A 15180-nucleotide genomic window follows, 5' to 3' on the forward strand; every position below is an offset into this window, starting at 1 on the left:
TATGAAACATCTCAAGCCGCTGAACAACAAAGCGCAAATTCTTGAGCAAGCGGTCGCCCAGGACCGGGTCGAGGAAGTCGTGGCCATGAGCGCGGTCGCCGGGTGCACCGCCACCACCGACCCGGGCTGGGAAGTGGATGCCTTCGGTGGCGTCAGCTCGCTGTGCCAGCCGATGGAGGCTGATCTCTATGGCTGCTCGGACCCGTGCTGGTGGCCCGCCCAGGTGCCCGACATGATGAGCACCTACCAGGACTGGAACGCCCAGGCCAGCAACTCCCAAGACGATTGGCGCAACCTCGGCACTGTGTTCCCGAAAGACAAGTGACCGGCCAACAAGAACAACAAGGGGAAACCGCATGAAACCTGGAGTTTTCGCCAAGCTGGCGTTCACCGTCGCCGCCTGTACCAGCACCTTTGCCGCCTGGGCCGCGGACAGCAGCGGGCCTGCGCTGAAGGCCGGTCACGAGTACATGATCGCGACCAACTACCCGAACAACCTGCACGTGCTCGACCTGGCCAGTGATGAGCTGTACAAGAGCTGCAAGCTGCCGGACGCCTTCGGCCCCGGCACGGCGATGATGGCGCCGGACAACCGCACCGCCTACTTGCTCAACAACCACTTCGGCGACTTGTATGGCATTGACCTGGACACCTGCAAGACGGTGTTCCACGCCAACCTGTCGAACACCCCCGGCGAGCTGGCGCGCTCGATGTTCTCGTTCGCCATCAGCCCGGATGGCAAGGAAGTCTACGCCACGGTCAATCCGACCCAGCGCTTGAATGACCACTATGTGGTCAAACCACCGCGCCTGGAGGTGTTCCGCACGGCTGACGGCCTGGCCGCCAAACCGGTGCGCAGCTTTCCCATGCCGCGCCAGGTCTACCTGATGCGCGCAGCGGATGACGGCAGCCTGTTTGTCGCCGGCCCCGATATCTACAAGATGGATGTGAACACCGGCAAATACGAGGTGGCGGTGCCACTGCGTAACTGGCAGCGTCCGGGTTTCAGCGCCCCGGACGTGCTGTACTTCTGGCCACACCAGACCGCACAGCATGACTTCACCATGCTCTATACCGTTGCCCGCTTCACCGACGACAAGCAGGACCCGGCCACGGCCGAGCCGATGTATGGCTACCTGAGCATCGACCTCAAGAGCGGTAAAAGCAGCTATCAGGAGTTTGCCTCGCTGACCGAGCTGTATTTCACCGGCCTGCGCTCGCCGAAGGACCCTAACCAGATGTACGGGGTGCTCAACCGTCTGGCGCGCTACGACATCAAGGAACGCAAGCTGATCAAGGCCGCCAACCTCGACCACACTTACTACTGTGTGGCCTTCAACAAGCAAGGCAGCAAGCTTTACCTTGCCGGCACGTTCAACGATATCGCCGTGTTCGATCCGCAGAGCCTGGAGAAGGTTAAGAACATCAAGCTACCCGGCGGTGACATGTCGATCACTACCACCCAGGTGTTCGTCAGGTAAGCCAGACCGCCGCGCTGCCGGGCGGCGCGGCGTTAAACCCCGGTACAACAAGAACAAGAGAACACCATGAAGACGCTGAGCCAAACCCAAGGGCGGCGGGATACCCAGCTGCTGGAAATGTGCATCGGGGACGCCTTCGACCTTACCGTGTCGCGTTTTGCCCAACGCGAGGCACTGGTGGTCCGTCACCAGGGGCTACGTTATAGCTGGCAGACGCTGGCCGAGGCGGTCGAGCGCCAGGCGCGTGCGCTGATGGCCCTGGGGCTTGAGCGGGGTGACCGCCTGGGCATCTGGGCGCCCAACTGCGCGCAGTGGTGCATCACCCAGTTTGCCAGCGCAAAAATCGGCGCCATCCTCGTCAACATCAACCCGGCCTACCGCAGTAACGAGCTGGCTTACGCCTTGAGCCAATCGGGTTGTCGCTGGATCGTCTGTGCCGATGCCTTCAAGACCTCCGACTACCACGCCATGCTGCTGGAGCTGGTGCCTGAGCTGGCCGCGAGCGCGCCAGGGGAACTGGCCAGCGCGCGCTTTCCCGAGCTACGTGGGGTGGTCAGCCTGGCTGAAAGCCCGCCTGCGGGCTTTCTTTCCTGGCAGGCGCTGCAGGCGCGGGCTGAGGAGGTCAGCGTCGCGGCGTTGGCGGCCCGTCAGGCCAGCCTGCATTACGCCGAGCCGATCAATATCCAGTACACCTCGGGCACCACCGGCTTTCCCAAAGGCGCGACCCTCAGCCATTACAACATCCTCAACAACGGCTACATGGTCGGTGAGAGCCTCGGCCTGACCGAGCATGACCGCCTGGTGGTACCGGTGCCGCTGTACCACTGCTTTGGCATGGTCATGGCCAACCTGGGCTGCCTGACCCATGGCTCGACCTTGATTTACCCCGGGGATGCCTTCGATCCCCTGACCACCCTGCGCGCAGTGGCCGAGGAGCGGGCAACTGCGCTGTACGGGGTGCCGACCATGTTCATTGCCGAGCTGGATCATCCGCAACGCGACCGCTTCGATCTCTCCAGCCTGCGCACCGGCATCATGGCCGGCGCCAACTGTCCCATCGAAGTAATGCGCCGGGTAATCGATGAAATGCACATGAGCGAAGTGCAGATCGCCTACGGCATGACCGAGACCAGCCCGGTTTCATTGCAGACAGGCCCTGACGATGAGCTCGAACTGCGCGTGACCACCGTCGGCCGCACCCAGCCGCACCTGGAGAGCAAAATCATCGACAGCGCCGGGCAGTGTGTACCCCGCGGCGAAATCGGTGAGCTGTGCACCCGTGGCTACAGCGTCATGCTCGGCTACTGGAACAATCCGGCGGCCAGCGCTGAAAGCATTGACGCCGAGGGCTGGATGCACACCGGGGACCTGGCGGCGATGGATGCGCAGGGCTATGTGCGCATAGTCGGGCGCAGCAAAGACATGATCATTCGCGGTGGCGAGAATATCTATCCGCGCGAGCTGGAAGAGTTCTTCGCCACCCATCCGGCGGTCGCCGAGGTCCAGGTGATCGGCATCCCGTGCGCGCGATACGGTGAGGAGATCGTCGCCTGGATCCGCCTGCACCCGGGGCATGACCCCAGTGAAGAGCAACTGCGCGACTGGGCCAAGGCACGCATCGCGCATTTCAAGGTGCCGCGGTATTTTCACTTTGTGCAGGAGTTCCCGATGACAGTCACCGGCAAAGTGCAGAAGTTCCGTATGCGCGAGATCAGCATGCAGGCGCTGCAACCGAGTTCGGGTGGGCGCGCAACCTGATCAGAACTGCAGTGGTGCCAATGGTCTTGAAAACCGGCCAGCCGCAAAAAACTCGCTCCAGGTCTTGACCTTCCCCTGTTGGGAGGGTTCAGGCTCGTGTTTAACAGACACTAAAAGGGGTAGTTCAATGGCTTCCATTGCCGTCCAGCCAGGTACCAATCCACCCATGCCGTCTAACAGTCGCTTGAGCCTGCCGGTCGAGGGCATGACCTGCGCATCTTGCGTAGGGCGGGTCGAGCGCGCGCTGAAAGCGGTACCCGGCGTGCATACGGCCGCGGTCAACCTCGCAACCGAACGTGCCGATATCACCTTCAGCGCAGCAGCCGACCCACAGGCGGCAGTACGTGCTATCGAGGGGGCGGGTTACAACGTTCGCGAAGAGGCTGCTGAACTCGCGATTGAGGGCATGACCTGCGCGTCGTGTGTCGGCCGGGTCGAGAAGGCACTGGCAAAAATTCCGGGTGTGGTGGAAGCCAACGTCAACCTGGCTACCGAGCGCGCCCGGGTGCGCTACCTTGCCGGAGTTGTGTCCACCGGCGACCTTGAAGCAGCGATCAAAAGGGCGGGCTACAGCGCCCGCCGCTTGTCTGCGGAAAACGCCAATGCCGACGATCAGGACAGCGAACGCCGGGAGAGCGAGTCGCGTTCGTTACGGCGTTCGTTGCTCATTGCGGCGATCCTGTCCTTGCCGGTGTTTATCCTCGAGATGGGCTCGCACCTGATTCCCGGCATGCATCATTGGGTGTTGGAAAACGTGGGGCAGCAAACCAACTGGTACATCCAGTTCGTCCTCGCCACCCTGGTCCTGTTCGGTCCGGGCCTGCGATTCTTCCAGAAGGGTGTGCCGGCGTTACTCCGCGGTGCCCCTGACATGAACTCGCTGGTCGCGGTCGGTACCGCTGCAGCCTATGGCTATTCGTTAGTCGCCACCTTCGCAGCGCAGGTGCTGCCACAAGGGACGGCGAACGTCTATTTCGAAGCGGCCGTGGTGATCGTCACCTTGATCCTGCTCGGCCGCACCCTCGAGGCGCGGGCAAAGGGCAAAACCTCGCAAGCGATCAAGCGCCTGGTCGGGCTTCAGGCCAAGACTGCGCGCGTCGAGCGCAACGGTAACAGCATCGAGATTCCGCTCGATCAGGTCACCACCGGAGACATCGTGTTCGTGCGTCCGGGCGAGAAGATTCCGGTCGACGGCGAAGTCGTGGAAGGCGCCTCCTATGTTGACGAAAGCATGATCAGCGGCGAACCGGTGCCGGTGTCGAAAGGGCTGGGTGACGAGGTCGTCGGCGGTACGTTGAACAAGACCGGTGCGTTCAGTTTCCGCGTCACCAAGATCGGCGCCAACACCGTGCTGGCGCAGATCATTCGTCTGGTCGAAGAGGCGCAGGGCTCGAAACTGCCGATCCAGGCACTGGTAGACAAAGTGACCATGTGGTTCGTGCCGGCGGTCATGGTCGCCGCCACTCTGACCTTCCTGATCTGGCTGATTTTCGGTCCGGATCCGGCGCTCACCTTCGCCCTGGTCAACGCCGTTGCGGTGCTTATTATCGCCTGCCCATGCGCCATGGGCCTGGCCACGCCGACCTCGATCATGGTCGGGACGGGCAGGGCTGCAGAACTCGGCGTGCTGTTTCGCAAGGGCGAAGCCTTGCAAGCGCTGCGTGATGTGACTGTTATCGCACTCGACAAGACCGGTACGCTGACCAAAGGCCGCCCCGAGCTGACTGACCTGATTACTGCCGAGGATTTTGCATACGATGAAGTCCTGGCGCTTGTCGCCGCCGTTGAGACGCGCTCCGAACACCCGATCGCCGAAGCGATCGTTGTCGCCGCACAGCAGCGTAACCTCGCCGTCGCTGCCGTAGAGGACTTCAACGCAACACCAGGCTTCGGCGTCTCGGCCAGGGTCGCCGGCCGCACCATCGCCGTCGGTGCGGATCGCTTCATGACACACCTGGGGCTTGATGTGTCCAGCTTTCTGTCTACCGCCAAGCGTCTTGGCGAGCAAGGCAAGAGTCCGCTCTATGCCGCGATTGACGGTCGCCTGGCAGCAGTGATTGCGGTCGCCGATCCCATCAAGGAATCGACACCTGAAGCGATCAAGGCGCTTCACGCACTGGGCCTCAAGGTCGCGATGATCACCGGTGACAATGCGGCGACGGCTGCGGCGATTGCCAAACAGCTGGGCATCGATGAAGTCGCGGCCGAAGTCTTGCCCGATGGCAAGGTCGCGGCGCTGAAGAAATTCCGCAGTGATGGTGCACGGGTAGCCTTCGTGGGTGACGGCATCAACGACGCGCCGGCGCTCGCCGAAGCGGACGTCGGGCTGGCCATCGGCACAGGTACCGACGTGGCTATCGAAGCCGCTGATGTGGTGTTGATGTCGGGCGACCTGCGTGGCGTGCCGAATGCCATCGCCCTGAGCCAGGCCACCATTCGCAATATCAAGCAGAACCTGTTCTGGGCCTTCGCCTACAACGCCGTGCTGATTCCGGTCGCGGCGGGCGTGCTTTATCCGCTGAACGGCAGCTTGCTTTCGCCGATTTTCGCCGCAGCCGCAATGGCGCTCTCCAGTGTGTTTGTATTGGGCAACGCACTCAGGCTCAAGCGTTTGCAGGCGCCCATGGCGATTGAATATCGCGCTGAGGCAGCGCGGTAGTCAGATGCTAGATGTTTTCAACCGAGTCAATAACCAGGAGAACATGATGCATAGCTTCTATATTCCCAACATGAAATGCGGCGGCTGCGCCAAATCGGTTACCAATGCGCTATTGAGTGTCGACCCGCAGGCCCGTATTGAAACCGATCCCCCAAACCGCAAAGTCACGGTCGAAAGCACGCTGGACGAGAGCGTGTTCCTTTCGGTGCTTAGCGAGGCCGGGTACCCGGACAAGCAGTGATCCACTCGCGCCGGGACTCAAGGCTGTAACAGGCTTTTGAGTGACAAACCGGTTTTTGCAGCAGGCCGGCCCTCAGCGATCACGCCGTGCGTATCGCGGGGCTGGCGCGCGATGCCGCTGCTAGCGGGGTTCTAGTAGTTGAAGGTGTAACGCAGAATCAGGCGGTTCTCGTTGGCACTGTCGGCATAAGTGGAGCGGTTGGTGGAGTTGCGCCATTGCACGGCAAGTCCCTTCACCGGACCGCCCTGGACCACATAGGTGATGTCGGTCATGCGTTCCCACTCCTTGCCCGACTCGCCACTGGCCCGAAGCCCGGCCGCTTGGGACGTTTTGACCAACGTCGGGTCAACGTCCTCACCCTTGGCGTATTTGACCCCCAGGGTCAGCCCGGGCACGCCCGCCGCGGCGAAGTCGTAGTCGTAGCGGGCGAACCAGACGCGCTCATTGGCTGCGGTGAAGGTACTCACCAGCGATTCAGCGAAAATGTAAGTGTCGGTACCGTTGACGAATGCAAACGGGGTGTCGCCCCAGGCCTTCTGGTAGCCGCCGCCCACGGTATGACCCTTGAGGCTGTAGGCCAGGTAGCTGGTGAGGGTGCGGTTGTCGACTTCACCCACGCCCTTGTCACCGGTCTCGTTGGCATCGAACAGGCGCACATCGGCGATCACCGCGCCGGTCGACAACGGCTGGTTCAGTTTCATCCCGAAAAAGTTGTTGCGGTACAGGTCCTCAAGCTCAGCCACGTGATAGCTCAGGGTCAGCGACGGCAGTGCTTTGTAGTCGAACGCCAGGTAGGTGTAGTGATCGGCCTCAACCGGCGCATAGCCCGTTGCGGTCAGTGACTCGAAGTCAGTGGAGTTGCGTTGCTTGACCGCGTTTACCCGCAGCGCCGAGACGGTCAGCGGCGCCAGGTCGTTGGAGACCAGCAGGCCGCCGCGAAACACCTGCGGCAGCAGGCGGCTGTTGTTGCTTGCAAGCAGCGGCATGACCGGGTTGATACCGCCGATGCGCAGTTCGCTTTTCGCCAGGCGCGCCTTGGCGGTCAGTGTCATCTTGCTGTAGGCGTCCTCGACATTGCGCTCCGAATCATAAGCCAGCAGGCCTGAACCGGTGCGATCAGGGCTGGAGTCGAGTTTCACCCCGAGCAGGCCGAGGGCATCGACACCAAAGCCGAGCGTCCCTTCGGTAAAGCCCGACTGCAGGTTGAGGATGAAGCCCTGACCCCATTCGTCGCGCTTGTTCTGGCGCGCGTCGTCGTTGCGAAAGTCGCGGTTGTAGTAGAAGTTGCGCAGTTCAAGGCTTGCCTTTGCATCCTTGACAAAGTCCGCCATGACCACCGGGGTTTGAACGGCAACAGCGGTGGCGAGCAGCAGCTTCACAGGGTGTTTCGACATTACAGGCACCTTTTATTTTTGTTGTTGTGATCAGGGGTGAAAGGTTGCGAACGCGCTGACCGGTTCGCGGTCGGTCACCAAGGCGTTTTCGATGCTGGCCGGGTTCGCGTAACCGAGGCTCATGCCGCACACCAGCATCTGCTCTGGCGCAATCCCCAATTGCGCCGAGATAAGGCTGTGGTATTTGAGAAATGAGGCTTGCGGACAGGTATGCAGGCCGCGGCCGCGCGCAGCGACCATCAGGCTTTGCAGGAACATGCCGTAGTCGAGCAGGCTGCCCTCGCCAAGGCTACGGTCGATGGTGAACAGCAAACCCACCGGCGCGTCGAAGAACCGGTAGTTGCGAGCGTGCTGGGCATGCATGCGCGGCTTGTCAGCCTTGTCGATCCCCAGCAACCCGTAGAGCGCCCAGCCCACTGCCCGTCGGCGGTCGAGGTAGGGCGCTTTCCATTCGTGCGGGTAGTAGGCGTACGGGTCTTCAAGCTGTGCAGCGGCCGCCGGATCGTTGTCGACCCGGGCGATGGCGCGCGACAGGCGCGCCTTGACCTCGCCAGTCAGCACATGAACATGCCAGGGCTGCATGTTCACCCCGGTGGCGCTGAAGCGCGCGACATCGAGGATGGCCTCGATGTCCTCCTGCGCCACCGGGGTGGGAAGAAATGCCCGGATACTGCGTCGCGTGGTGATTGCCCAGTCAACTGCGTGACTCACAAGCTGTGCAGAGGCTGGCGGTGGCGATAATCGGTTCATGTTCATTCCTGCAGATAGCGTGTGGTGCCATGGCATGTGTTCAGCGCGACAGCGCGAGGGCCTTCTTCTCTTGGGTCGATTGCGCCCGGGACTGATTGATCAGGGTGACCGCCAGGGCACCGATCAGGCCTGCCAGGCTGATGGCCATGAAGTTTTGCTGCAGCGGCAGGCTCAACGACACCAGCCAGCCAATCAGTACCGGGGCGACAATGGCGCCGATGCGACCCACGCCGGAGGCAAAGCCGACACCGGTGGAACGGATCTCGGATGGATAGAAATCACCGGCATAGGCATAGGCCAGCAACTGCGTGCCCAGGGTCGAAGCGCCCACAAGGAACACCACCGCGAACAGTGCTGTGGTATCGCGGGTGTAACCCAGGAGGGTAAGGGCGATGGCACCGGTGATGTAGAAGCACACCAGCACATGCTTGATGCTCAGTTTGTCGCTCAGCCAGCCACCGACCATGGCCCCGGCAATCGAGCCGAGGTTGAACACGATGACGAAGTTAAGCGCCGATCCGAGGCTGAAACCGGCCATTGCCATGAGCTTGGTGAGCCAGGAGTTGAGGGCATAGACCATGAACAGGCCGGTCATGAACGCGGTCCAGATCATCACCGTGCTGAACCCGCGCCCTTGCTTGAACAGATCGCGAACCGGCGTTTCGCGGGTCTGCACGGCGACATTGCCGGTGACCACAACCGTGTCGGCAACGGCACGACCCGGCTCGATCTTGCCGACGATCTCGCGCAATTCGTCCTGGCGACCGGTCCTGAGCAAATAGCCAATGGATTGCGGCATGCTCTTGAGAATGAAGGGAATCAGCAGCACCGGCAGCCCGGCGACATAGAACACCCACTGCCAGCCGTAGCTCTGGATCAATTGCTTGGCAGTCAATGCCACGAGGATGCCGCCCACCGAGTAGCCGGCAAACACCAGGGTAATCAGGCGGGTGCGCAACTTCAGTGGCGAGTACTCGCCCATTTGCGCGGTACACACCGGCAGTACACCGCCAATGCCGAGACCGGCAATGAAACGGGCCATGCTGAAGCTGACCGGGTCATCGGTAAAACCCGCCACCGCGGTGAAAATGCTGAACAGTGCCACGCAGATGGCGATCATCCGCGGGCGACCGATACGGTCCGCCAGGGTGCCGAGGAAGATCGCGCCGAGCATTGTGCCCAGCAGTGCCGAGCCGGCCATGATGCCGGCGCTGGTAGGGTCGACGTTCATGTCCTGCATGATCGCCGGCAGTGCCGCGCCCACCACGGCCAGGTCATAGCCGTCGATGATCAGGATAAGCATGCACCAGAAGAGGATGCGGCCATGGAAACGATTGAATTTCGAATCCCCCACTAGCGCATAGATGTTCACCGATTGCATAGCGTGTCTCCTTCGCTGTTGTTTTTGTTTGTGAAGTGCACAGTCGTATGTCAGAAGCTGGCCAGGGCAGGTGAGGGCCGCGGCGCAACCTGTTGCGAATCCTAGGGCCGATCGAAGCTGCGGCACATGCCCGCGGGCGTCGATGTGCTTGACCGATCTGGGCACATTGGCGCGGGCAAGGGGTAAGCAAGGGAAGAGGGGCAGGGGAGCAGCCTGCCGATGAAGTCAGAGCCGGGACTGGCGATGCGCGCCCTGTTCATCGCTATTGGAACGGCGATAAGCGCCGGGGCTTACCCCGGTCCACTTCTTGAAAGCGCGATGAAACGCGCTGGTTTCCTGAAAGCCTGCCTGGGCGGCAACCTCACAGACGGTCAGATCCGACTGGCCGAGAAAGTTGATGGCCATATCGCGCCTGAGGTTGTCCTTGAGGCCCTGGAAACTGATGCCCTCAGCCTGCAAGCGCCGCTGCAGGGTAGAGCTGGACATGCTCAACTGATTGGCCACTTGATCCAGCGCCGGCCAGTTTTCCGGCGTATGGTTGCGTAGCCGCTGCCTGATCTGCGCACTTAAACTGGCATCGTTGCGGTATTTGACCAACAGACTTGCCGGCGAGTGTCTAAGGAAGGTGGCCAGGCTCTCGGGCGTCTGGGCGACTTTCAGGTTGAGAAAGCATGCGTCAAAACAGACCTTGGTCACCGGCGCGGCAAACTCGATGTGCTCACAGAAACGCATGCGGTAGTCGCTGTCGTCATCCGGACGCGGCGAGCGAAAGCTCAAGGCCTGCAACGGAATTCTGCGGTTGCCGAGCCAGCACAGCAGCCCGTGCACCAGAATCAGCCAGGTGCCGTAGCAGAACAGCCTGCGCTCCACGCCATGGTCGTGGATGACGATCGACGCCGAGTCGCCGTCCAGGTGCAGTTCACCGTACAGGTCATCGAGCCCCAGGCGCAGGAACGCCAGAATCCGCCGCAAAGCCTGTTCCAACGAATCACAGCCGATGGTGGCGTGGCACATGAGCCGGAAACTGCCGCGGCGTAGCGGGTGGCTGTCGATGGCGAAGAACTCATCGTCGAGCATGTCCGACAGGGCCACCCACAGCCGAGAGAACGCCGAAGCGCACACACGCGCATTCGCAGAACAGAGCAGTTGCGGCTCGATACGCGCCTGCTGCAGCGCCAGGGATATGTCCAGACCTCGCTGGGTGGCGCCGTAAAGGGCTTCACGCACCAGGCTGATGGAGGTGGTTCCTTTATAGGCAGCGAGCATCTGGTCATCTCCATCCGGTGGTAGAACCTGCAAGGAAAGTTACCAGATGGTTACAACGGGTGGAGCGCGCATTTTTGCATATGCCAACGGCGTTTTAGGGGTAGGTTTGCAGTGCGATCGACGGCGCTTGCCTTTATCGTTTTGCATGCTCGCCAGACGTGTGTTGTTTGATGATGTCCATTACGGTAGCGGTCATGATTGCAGTGGATACGCCGAACATGAGAATGCCGTTGGCCGCCTCCAGGGGGCTGAGCAGACGCCATTGCTGGCTCAGGACCACATCGCCATAGCCCAGGGTGGCGAAGGTCACGCCGGAAAAGTACAGCGCGGTGATGAAGTCCTCGAATTCACCCAGCAGCAGAAACAGCAGGGCCCACAGCGCCATTTGCACATAGTTGCCAATGAGCATCACCACCATGACCATCGACAGCAAGCGCACGTCATCGCTCCAGGACGGGCTCAGGTTCATCTTGCGTCGCAGCGACACATAGCGACGCGCACACAGGGCTAGAAAAAACGCCTGCAACACAACACAGAGCACGATCACCGGTAGGCCTACCAGAAAGTTGATCAGCATGGGCGAGCCTCTTCAGCGGTTGGGTTGGCAGCATTTCGACGTTGCCGGCGCTTATCGAGCAGATGAACCATCGCACAGGCATACAGGGTGACCAGAATGAACAGCCCCATGCGGATGGCGAAGGCGGTGTAGACATCCTTGCCGGCGGCGCTGTCCTGCACCGACTGGCCGAGCAGAATGATCATGGTCGTCAGGCTGTTGAGCCAGAAGCCCGGCTTGTAGTTGCCAGGGCTCAGCCCGTAGAGCTTGCGGGCCAGCACCAGCCCGAACAGCAGCATCCACAAAAAGAACATCCACAGGTTGACGAACAGGCCCAGGGCGAACCAGAAGAGAATCGCCATCAGGCCGCCGAGCAGGGTCGAGCCGAGCAGTTCCCGCCCGGCAGTGCGCGCACTGGTGGCGGTGCTCTGCTGGCCAAGGTTGACCGACTTCATGATGATCGGCATGTAGCTGGCTGGATCGATCAGCGCCAACAGAAAGGCGGGCATCACCACCAGCGCCGCGCGCAGCGCCAGCCAGCTGATTTCATCGGCCGACAGGGCTGGTGTGGGGGCGGGCGGCTGGGTGCCGAGCGGGTCAGGGAACAGCCAGTGGCTGATCGACAGCACCGTGACGGCCAGGAGCAAGCCCTTGACCAGCGAGACGATCACCTGCAGTGCCAGGTCGAATTCGCTAGCGCCGGCGGCGCTGATCATCGTCAAGCCCACCACCATGAAAGTGGCGACCAGCGAGTTACCACCACTCATGCCGTAGCGGAACACCAGAAACAGGCACAGGCCGACCAGCATCACGCCGGCTGCCGCGTAGTGGTGCAACAGTGGTATCAGCAGCAAGCCGCTGCCGGTGGTCACCATCAGCACCACGGCCAGGCCCAGGCTGGCCTTGAACGGTAGGGGGCGATTCATCGCCGCCAGCATCGTCAGCGCCAGCATCGGGGCGATGAAGGGGATCGGCAAGGCCAGGCCGAAGCTTGCAGCCAGGCACAGCGCAGTACCAGTAGCCAGGCGCAGGGCTCGCCTGGCGCGGACTTGCTGCTCAGTAGGCATACGACATCCAGCTCATCACGCGCAGGAACAGGCGGCCGAGCAGGTTCAGCGGGTTGCCTTCGCTGGGGAACGCCATGACCTCGGCCTGGCCACCGACACGGATACCGTTGATGTCGGCCAACTGACCGGGCGCAAGCTCGATGATCACCGGGAAACGCTGGGCCGGGCGCAGCCAGTCACGGCTGTTCTGCACCGTGGGCAAGGTCCCGGCTGGCGTGCTCTGGCCAGTACTGACGCCATAGCCGATGCTGCGCACGTGGCCTTCGAAGATCGTGCCGGGAAGCGTGTCCAGCACGATGCCCACCGGGGTTCCGGGCTTGACCTTGCCCAGGTTGTTCTCGGTCATGTCGGCCGTGACCCACACATCGTGGATGGCGATCAAGGTCATCAACGGCGCACCGGCTGCGGCAAACTGGCCGACATCCGTGCGCAGGTCAGTGACCAGGCCGGCCGAGCGGGCACGCACCCTGCTGTTGGCCAGGTCCAGTTCGGCCTTGTCGACATTGGCGATGGCGCTGAGCAACTGGGCATTTTTCTCGTCACTGCCGCCTTGGGTTTCGCGCGCGCGCTCCACTTCTGCCCGTGCTGCGGCGACGTGGGCGATGGCCGCATCAAGGCTGGAGCGGGAGACTTCCAGGCGGCGCAGGGAGATGGTCCCAGGGTCTTCCTTGTACAGGCGCTCAAGGCGTTGCAGGTCCTGGCGGGACATGACTTCGTTGGCCTGGGCCGCTTTCAGCGACGCCACTTTGGAGTCGATGCCGGCGGTGTTGGCGCCGATCTGCTTGCGGGTGGTCTGCAAGTCGGCACGCGCACGGTCGACAGCGATCTGGTACTGCTGCGGGTTCACTTCAAACAGCACTTCGCCGGCCTTGACCTCCTGGTTGTTACGCACATGGACTTTGGTCACCGTGCCGGCGACCTCTGCCGCCACCGGTACGACAAAGGTCTGCACTCGTGCCTGTTGCGTGTAGGGGGTATAGCGGTCGGCCAGCAGGTACCAGACCAGGCTCAGGAGGATCAGCACGGCAACCCCGTTCACCGCTTTTTTTGCCGGGTCGGCCGCAGGCGTCGGCGCGGTTACTTCCGGCTCTTGTTGGTGCTCACTCAATTGACACCTTCCTTCGCTTCATCGAGCAGGTCGCCCCAGTCGGTGCGTTGCTGCATCTGTTGACGGGTGGCCGGATCGAGTAGCGCACGGTCACTGTACCAACCGCCGCCGAGGGCCTTGTACAAGGCGATCAGGCTGTTGACGGCCGTGTTGCGATTGACCAGGTAGTTATCCTGCTGGGCGAACAGCGCCGCCTGGGCATCGAGTACCCGCTGGAAATCCGAATAGCCTTCGCGGTATTGGGTATTGGCCAGGGAGACCGAGCGCTCGGCTGCAATCGACGCTTCGCTGAGGATACGGTCGCGCTCCAGGGCCTTGAGCAGACCGGTCGCTGCATCGTCGGCCTCACGCGCCGCCTGGCGAACGCTGTCCTGGTAGACGACGATCAATTGCTGCAGGCGGGCATCCTGGATACGCACGTTGTTGGTGATTCGGCCATGGTCGAACACGTCCCAGCGCAGGCTCGGCCCGCCGATCAGGTCCAGGGTGTTGGAGGTACCGTTCAGCGAGCTCGCGGACCAGACAATGCTGCCCAACAGGCTGATCGAGGGGTAAAGGTCGGCCTCGGCGACGCCGATCAGTGCCGACTGGGCCGCGACTTGCGCTTCTGCGCTGCGCACATCCGGGCGGCGTAGCAGCAGGTCGACCGGTACACCCTGGAGCACGGCACGGTCGACCAAGGGCACCATACCGGTGTTGGTTTCGAGTTCCGGCATCGCGCCGGGCGGGCGACCGATCAAGGTGGACAACGCATTGCGTGTGCTGGCGACCTGCGCCTCGAAATCGGGGATGGTGCTCAAGGTTCCCAGGTACTGGGTTTTGGCCTGTTGCAGATCGAGCTCGGCGTTGTCGCCGCTGGTGAACAGGCGCTCGGTGATCTCATAGCTGCGCTTTTGCAGTTTGGCGTTGTTCCTGGCAATGAGCAGACGCGCCTCGGCGGTACGCAGCGCGTAGTAGGTTTGCGCCACCTGAGCGTGAAGCAGCACCAGAACGTTTTCGTAGTTGCTCTGGGCGGCGAACCAGGCCGCATCGGCCGACTCGATGGCGCGGCTGAACCGGCCCCAGAAATCCAGTTCCCAGCCGATGTCGAAACCCGCGCTGTGTTGCCACAAATGGCTGTCCTGCGGATTGTCGCCGCCCCATTGGCGACGTTTCAGGTAGAAGCTGTCGGCGCTGATCTGCTGGAATTGCGGGTAGCGGTTACTCAAGGCGATGCCCAATTGTGCGCGGGCTTCCATCACCCGCAGGCCGGCGATTTCCAGGTCGGCGTTGTGGGCATCGGCCTCGGCGATCAGATGGTCGAGCACCGGGTCGGTGAAAACGTGCCACCACTGCCGGCTATCGGGTTGCGCACGTTGCTGGCTGGCAAGCTCCAGGGCCTGGGTATTCCAGTGCTCGACCCAGGGCTGGGTCGGTGACTGGAAGTCCGGGCCCAGGCGCACACAGCCGCTCAGGCCCAGGGCACCACACAAAAGCAGCCGGCTCACGCGAGCAGGACACGACATCAAGCGCATTCTCC

13 protein-coding genes are annotated in these 15180 nt (G+C 62.1%); 5 read left to right on the forward strand and 8 right to left on the reverse strand.

Annotation, left to right across the window (positions count from 1 at the left end):
- Position 1 precedes the first annotated feature (1 nt).
- The 5 genes from qhpC (at position 2) to NPS47_RS09165 (ending at position 6139) form a co-directional block, all read left to right on the forward strand.
- Entirely contained in the window at positions 2–325 is a 324-nt protein-coding gene (qhpC, locus tag NPS47_RS09145) for a quinohemoprotein amine dehydrogenase subunit gamma (protein WP_038610709.1), read from the forward strand.
- Positions 326–356: 31 nt separating this feature from the next.
- Positions 357–1481 (forward strand): quinohemoprotein amine dehydrogenase subunit beta, encoded by a 1125-nt coding sequence (gene peaD / locus NPS47_RS09150; protein WP_274294667.1) that lies wholly within the window; start codon positions 357–359, stop codon positions 1479–1481.
- A gap of 66 nt (positions 1482–1547) precedes the next feature.
- Entirely contained in the window at positions 1548–3239 is a 1692-nt protein-coding gene (locus tag NPS47_RS09155; protein WP_274294668.1) for an AMP-binding protein, read from the forward strand.
- A gap of 166 nt (positions 3240–3405) precedes the next feature.
- Complete coding sequence (locus NPS47_RS09160) at positions 3406–5898, forward strand: heavy metal translocating P-type ATPase (protein WP_425313486.1); 2493 nt, start codon at positions 3406–3408, stop codon at positions 5896–5898.
- Positions 5899–5944: 46 nt separating this feature from the next.
- A complete protein-coding gene (locus NPS47_RS09165; RefSeq protein ID WP_274294670.1) occupies positions 5945–6139 on the forward strand; it encodes a heavy-metal-associated domain-containing protein in 195 nt (64 codons plus the stop codon).
- A 131-nt stretch (positions 6140–6270) separates the two neighbouring features.
- Here the strand turns inward: NPS47_RS09165 and NPS47_RS09170 are convergent, their stop codons facing one another.
- The 8 genes from NPS47_RS09170 to NPS47_RS09205 all read right to left on the reverse strand — a co-directional run bounded on the left by NPS47_RS09170 (position 6271) and on the right by NPS47_RS09205 (position 15166).
- Complete coding sequence (locus NPS47_RS09170; protein WP_274294671.1) at positions 6271–7533, reverse strand: OprD family porin; 1263 nt, start codon at positions 7531–7533, stop codon at positions 6271–6273.
- Positions 7534–7563: 30 nt separating this feature from the next.
- Positions 7564–8289 carry a nitroreductase gene (locus NPS47_RS09175; RefSeq protein ID WP_425313487.1) on the reverse strand — a complete coding sequence of 242 codons (726 nt, stop codon included), beginning with the start codon at positions 8287–8289 and terminating at the stop codon, positions 7564–7566.
- 34 nt (positions 8290–8323) lie between these two features.
- Entirely contained in the window at positions 8324–9664 is a 1341-nt protein-coding gene (locus NPS47_RS09180) for an MFS transporter (protein ID WP_274294673.1), read from the reverse strand.
- A gap of 225 nt (positions 9665–9889) precedes the next feature.
- Positions 9890–10930, reverse strand: coding sequence for an AraC family transcriptional regulator (locus NPS47_RS09185; protein ID WP_274294674.1), 1041 nt, complete (start codon positions 10928–10930; stop codon positions 9890–9892).
- Between the two features lie 133 nt (positions 10931–11063).
- A complete protein-coding gene (locus tag NPS47_RS09190) occupies positions 11064–11507 on the reverse strand; it encodes a potassium channel family protein (RefSeq protein WP_274294675.1) in 444 nt (147 codons plus the stop codon).
- The gene (locus NPS47_RS09195; protein WP_274294676.1) at positions 11501–12553 is read right to left on the reverse strand and encodes a DUF2955 domain-containing protein; all 1053 of its coding nucleotides are present in this window, start codon (positions 12551–12553) and stop codon (positions 11501–11503) included. The genes NPS47_RS09190 and NPS47_RS09195 overlap by 7 nt, the downstream gene beginning before the upstream one ends.
- On the reverse strand, positions 12543–13661 hold the full coding sequence (locus tag NPS47_RS09200; RefSeq protein ID WP_274294677.1) for an HlyD family secretion protein: 1119 nt from the start codon (positions 13659–13661) through the stop codon (positions 12543–12545). The genes NPS47_RS09195 and NPS47_RS09200 overlap by 11 nt, the downstream gene beginning before the upstream one ends.
- Positions 13658–15166: an efflux transporter outer membrane subunit gene (locus tag NPS47_RS09205; RefSeq protein ID WP_274294678.1), complete on the reverse strand. Its 1509-nt coding sequence runs from the start codon at positions 15164–15166 to the stop codon at positions 13658–13660. The genes NPS47_RS09200 and NPS47_RS09205 overlap by 4 nt, the downstream gene beginning before the upstream one ends.
- Positions 15167–15180 lie beyond the last annotated feature (14 nt).

Origin of the sequence: Pseudomonas putida (genome assembly GCF_028682475.1) — a bacterium.
Taxonomy (GTDB): domain Bacteria; phylum Pseudomonadota; class Gammaproteobacteria; order Pseudomonadales; family Pseudomonadaceae; genus Aquipseudomonas; species Aquipseudomonas putida_AG.

Bases quoted from the DNA above. Each gene is read 5' to 3' on its own strand.
- peaD (WP_274294667.1), top strand. From the start codon at position 357: ATGAAACCTGGAGTTTTCGCCAAGCTGGCGTTCACCGTCGCCGCCTGT.
- NPS47_RS09160 (WP_425313486.1), top strand. From the start codon at position 3,406: ATGCCGTCTAACAGTCGCTTGAGCCTGCCGGTCGAGGGCATGACCTGC.
- NPS47_RS09185 (WP_274294674.1), bottom strand. From the start codon at position 10,930: ATGCTCGCTGCCTATAAAGGAACCACCTCCATCAGCCTGGTGCGTGAA.
- NPS47_RS09205 (WP_274294678.1), bottom strand. From the start codon at position 15,166: ATGTCGTGTCCTGCTCGCGTGAGCCGGCTGCTTTTGTGTGGTGCCCTG.
- NPS47_RS09165 (WP_274294670.1), top strand. From the start codon at position 5,945: ATGCATAGCTTCTATATTCCCAACATGAAATGCGGCGGCTGCGCCAAA.
- NPS47_RS09155 (WP_274294668.1), top strand. From the start codon at position 1,548: ATGAAGACGCTGAGCCAAACCCAAGGGCGGCGGGATACCCAGCTGCTG.
- NPS47_RS09195 (WP_274294676.1), bottom strand. From the start codon at position 12,553: ATGCCTACTGAGCAGCAAGTCCGCGCCAGGCGAGCCCTGCGCCTGGCT.
- NPS47_RS09190 (WP_274294675.1), bottom strand. From the start codon at position 11,507: ATGCTGATCAACTTTCTGGTAGGCCTACCGGTGATCGTGCTCTGTGTT.
- qhpC (WP_038610709.1), top strand. From the start codon at position 2: ATGAAACATCTCAAGCCGCTGAACAACAAAGCGCAAATTCTTGAGCAA.
- NPS47_RS09180 (WP_274294673.1), bottom strand. From the start codon at position 9,664: ATGCAATCGGTGAACATCTATGCGCTAGTGGGGGATTCGAAATTCAAT.
- NPS47_RS09175 (WP_425313487.1), bottom strand. From the start codon at position 8,289: ATGAACATGAACCGATTATCGCCACCGCCAGCCTCTGCACAGCTTGTG.
- NPS47_RS09170 (WP_274294671.1), bottom strand. From the start codon at position 7,533: ATGTCGAAACACCCTGTGAAGCTGCTGCTCGCCACCGCTGTTGCCGTT.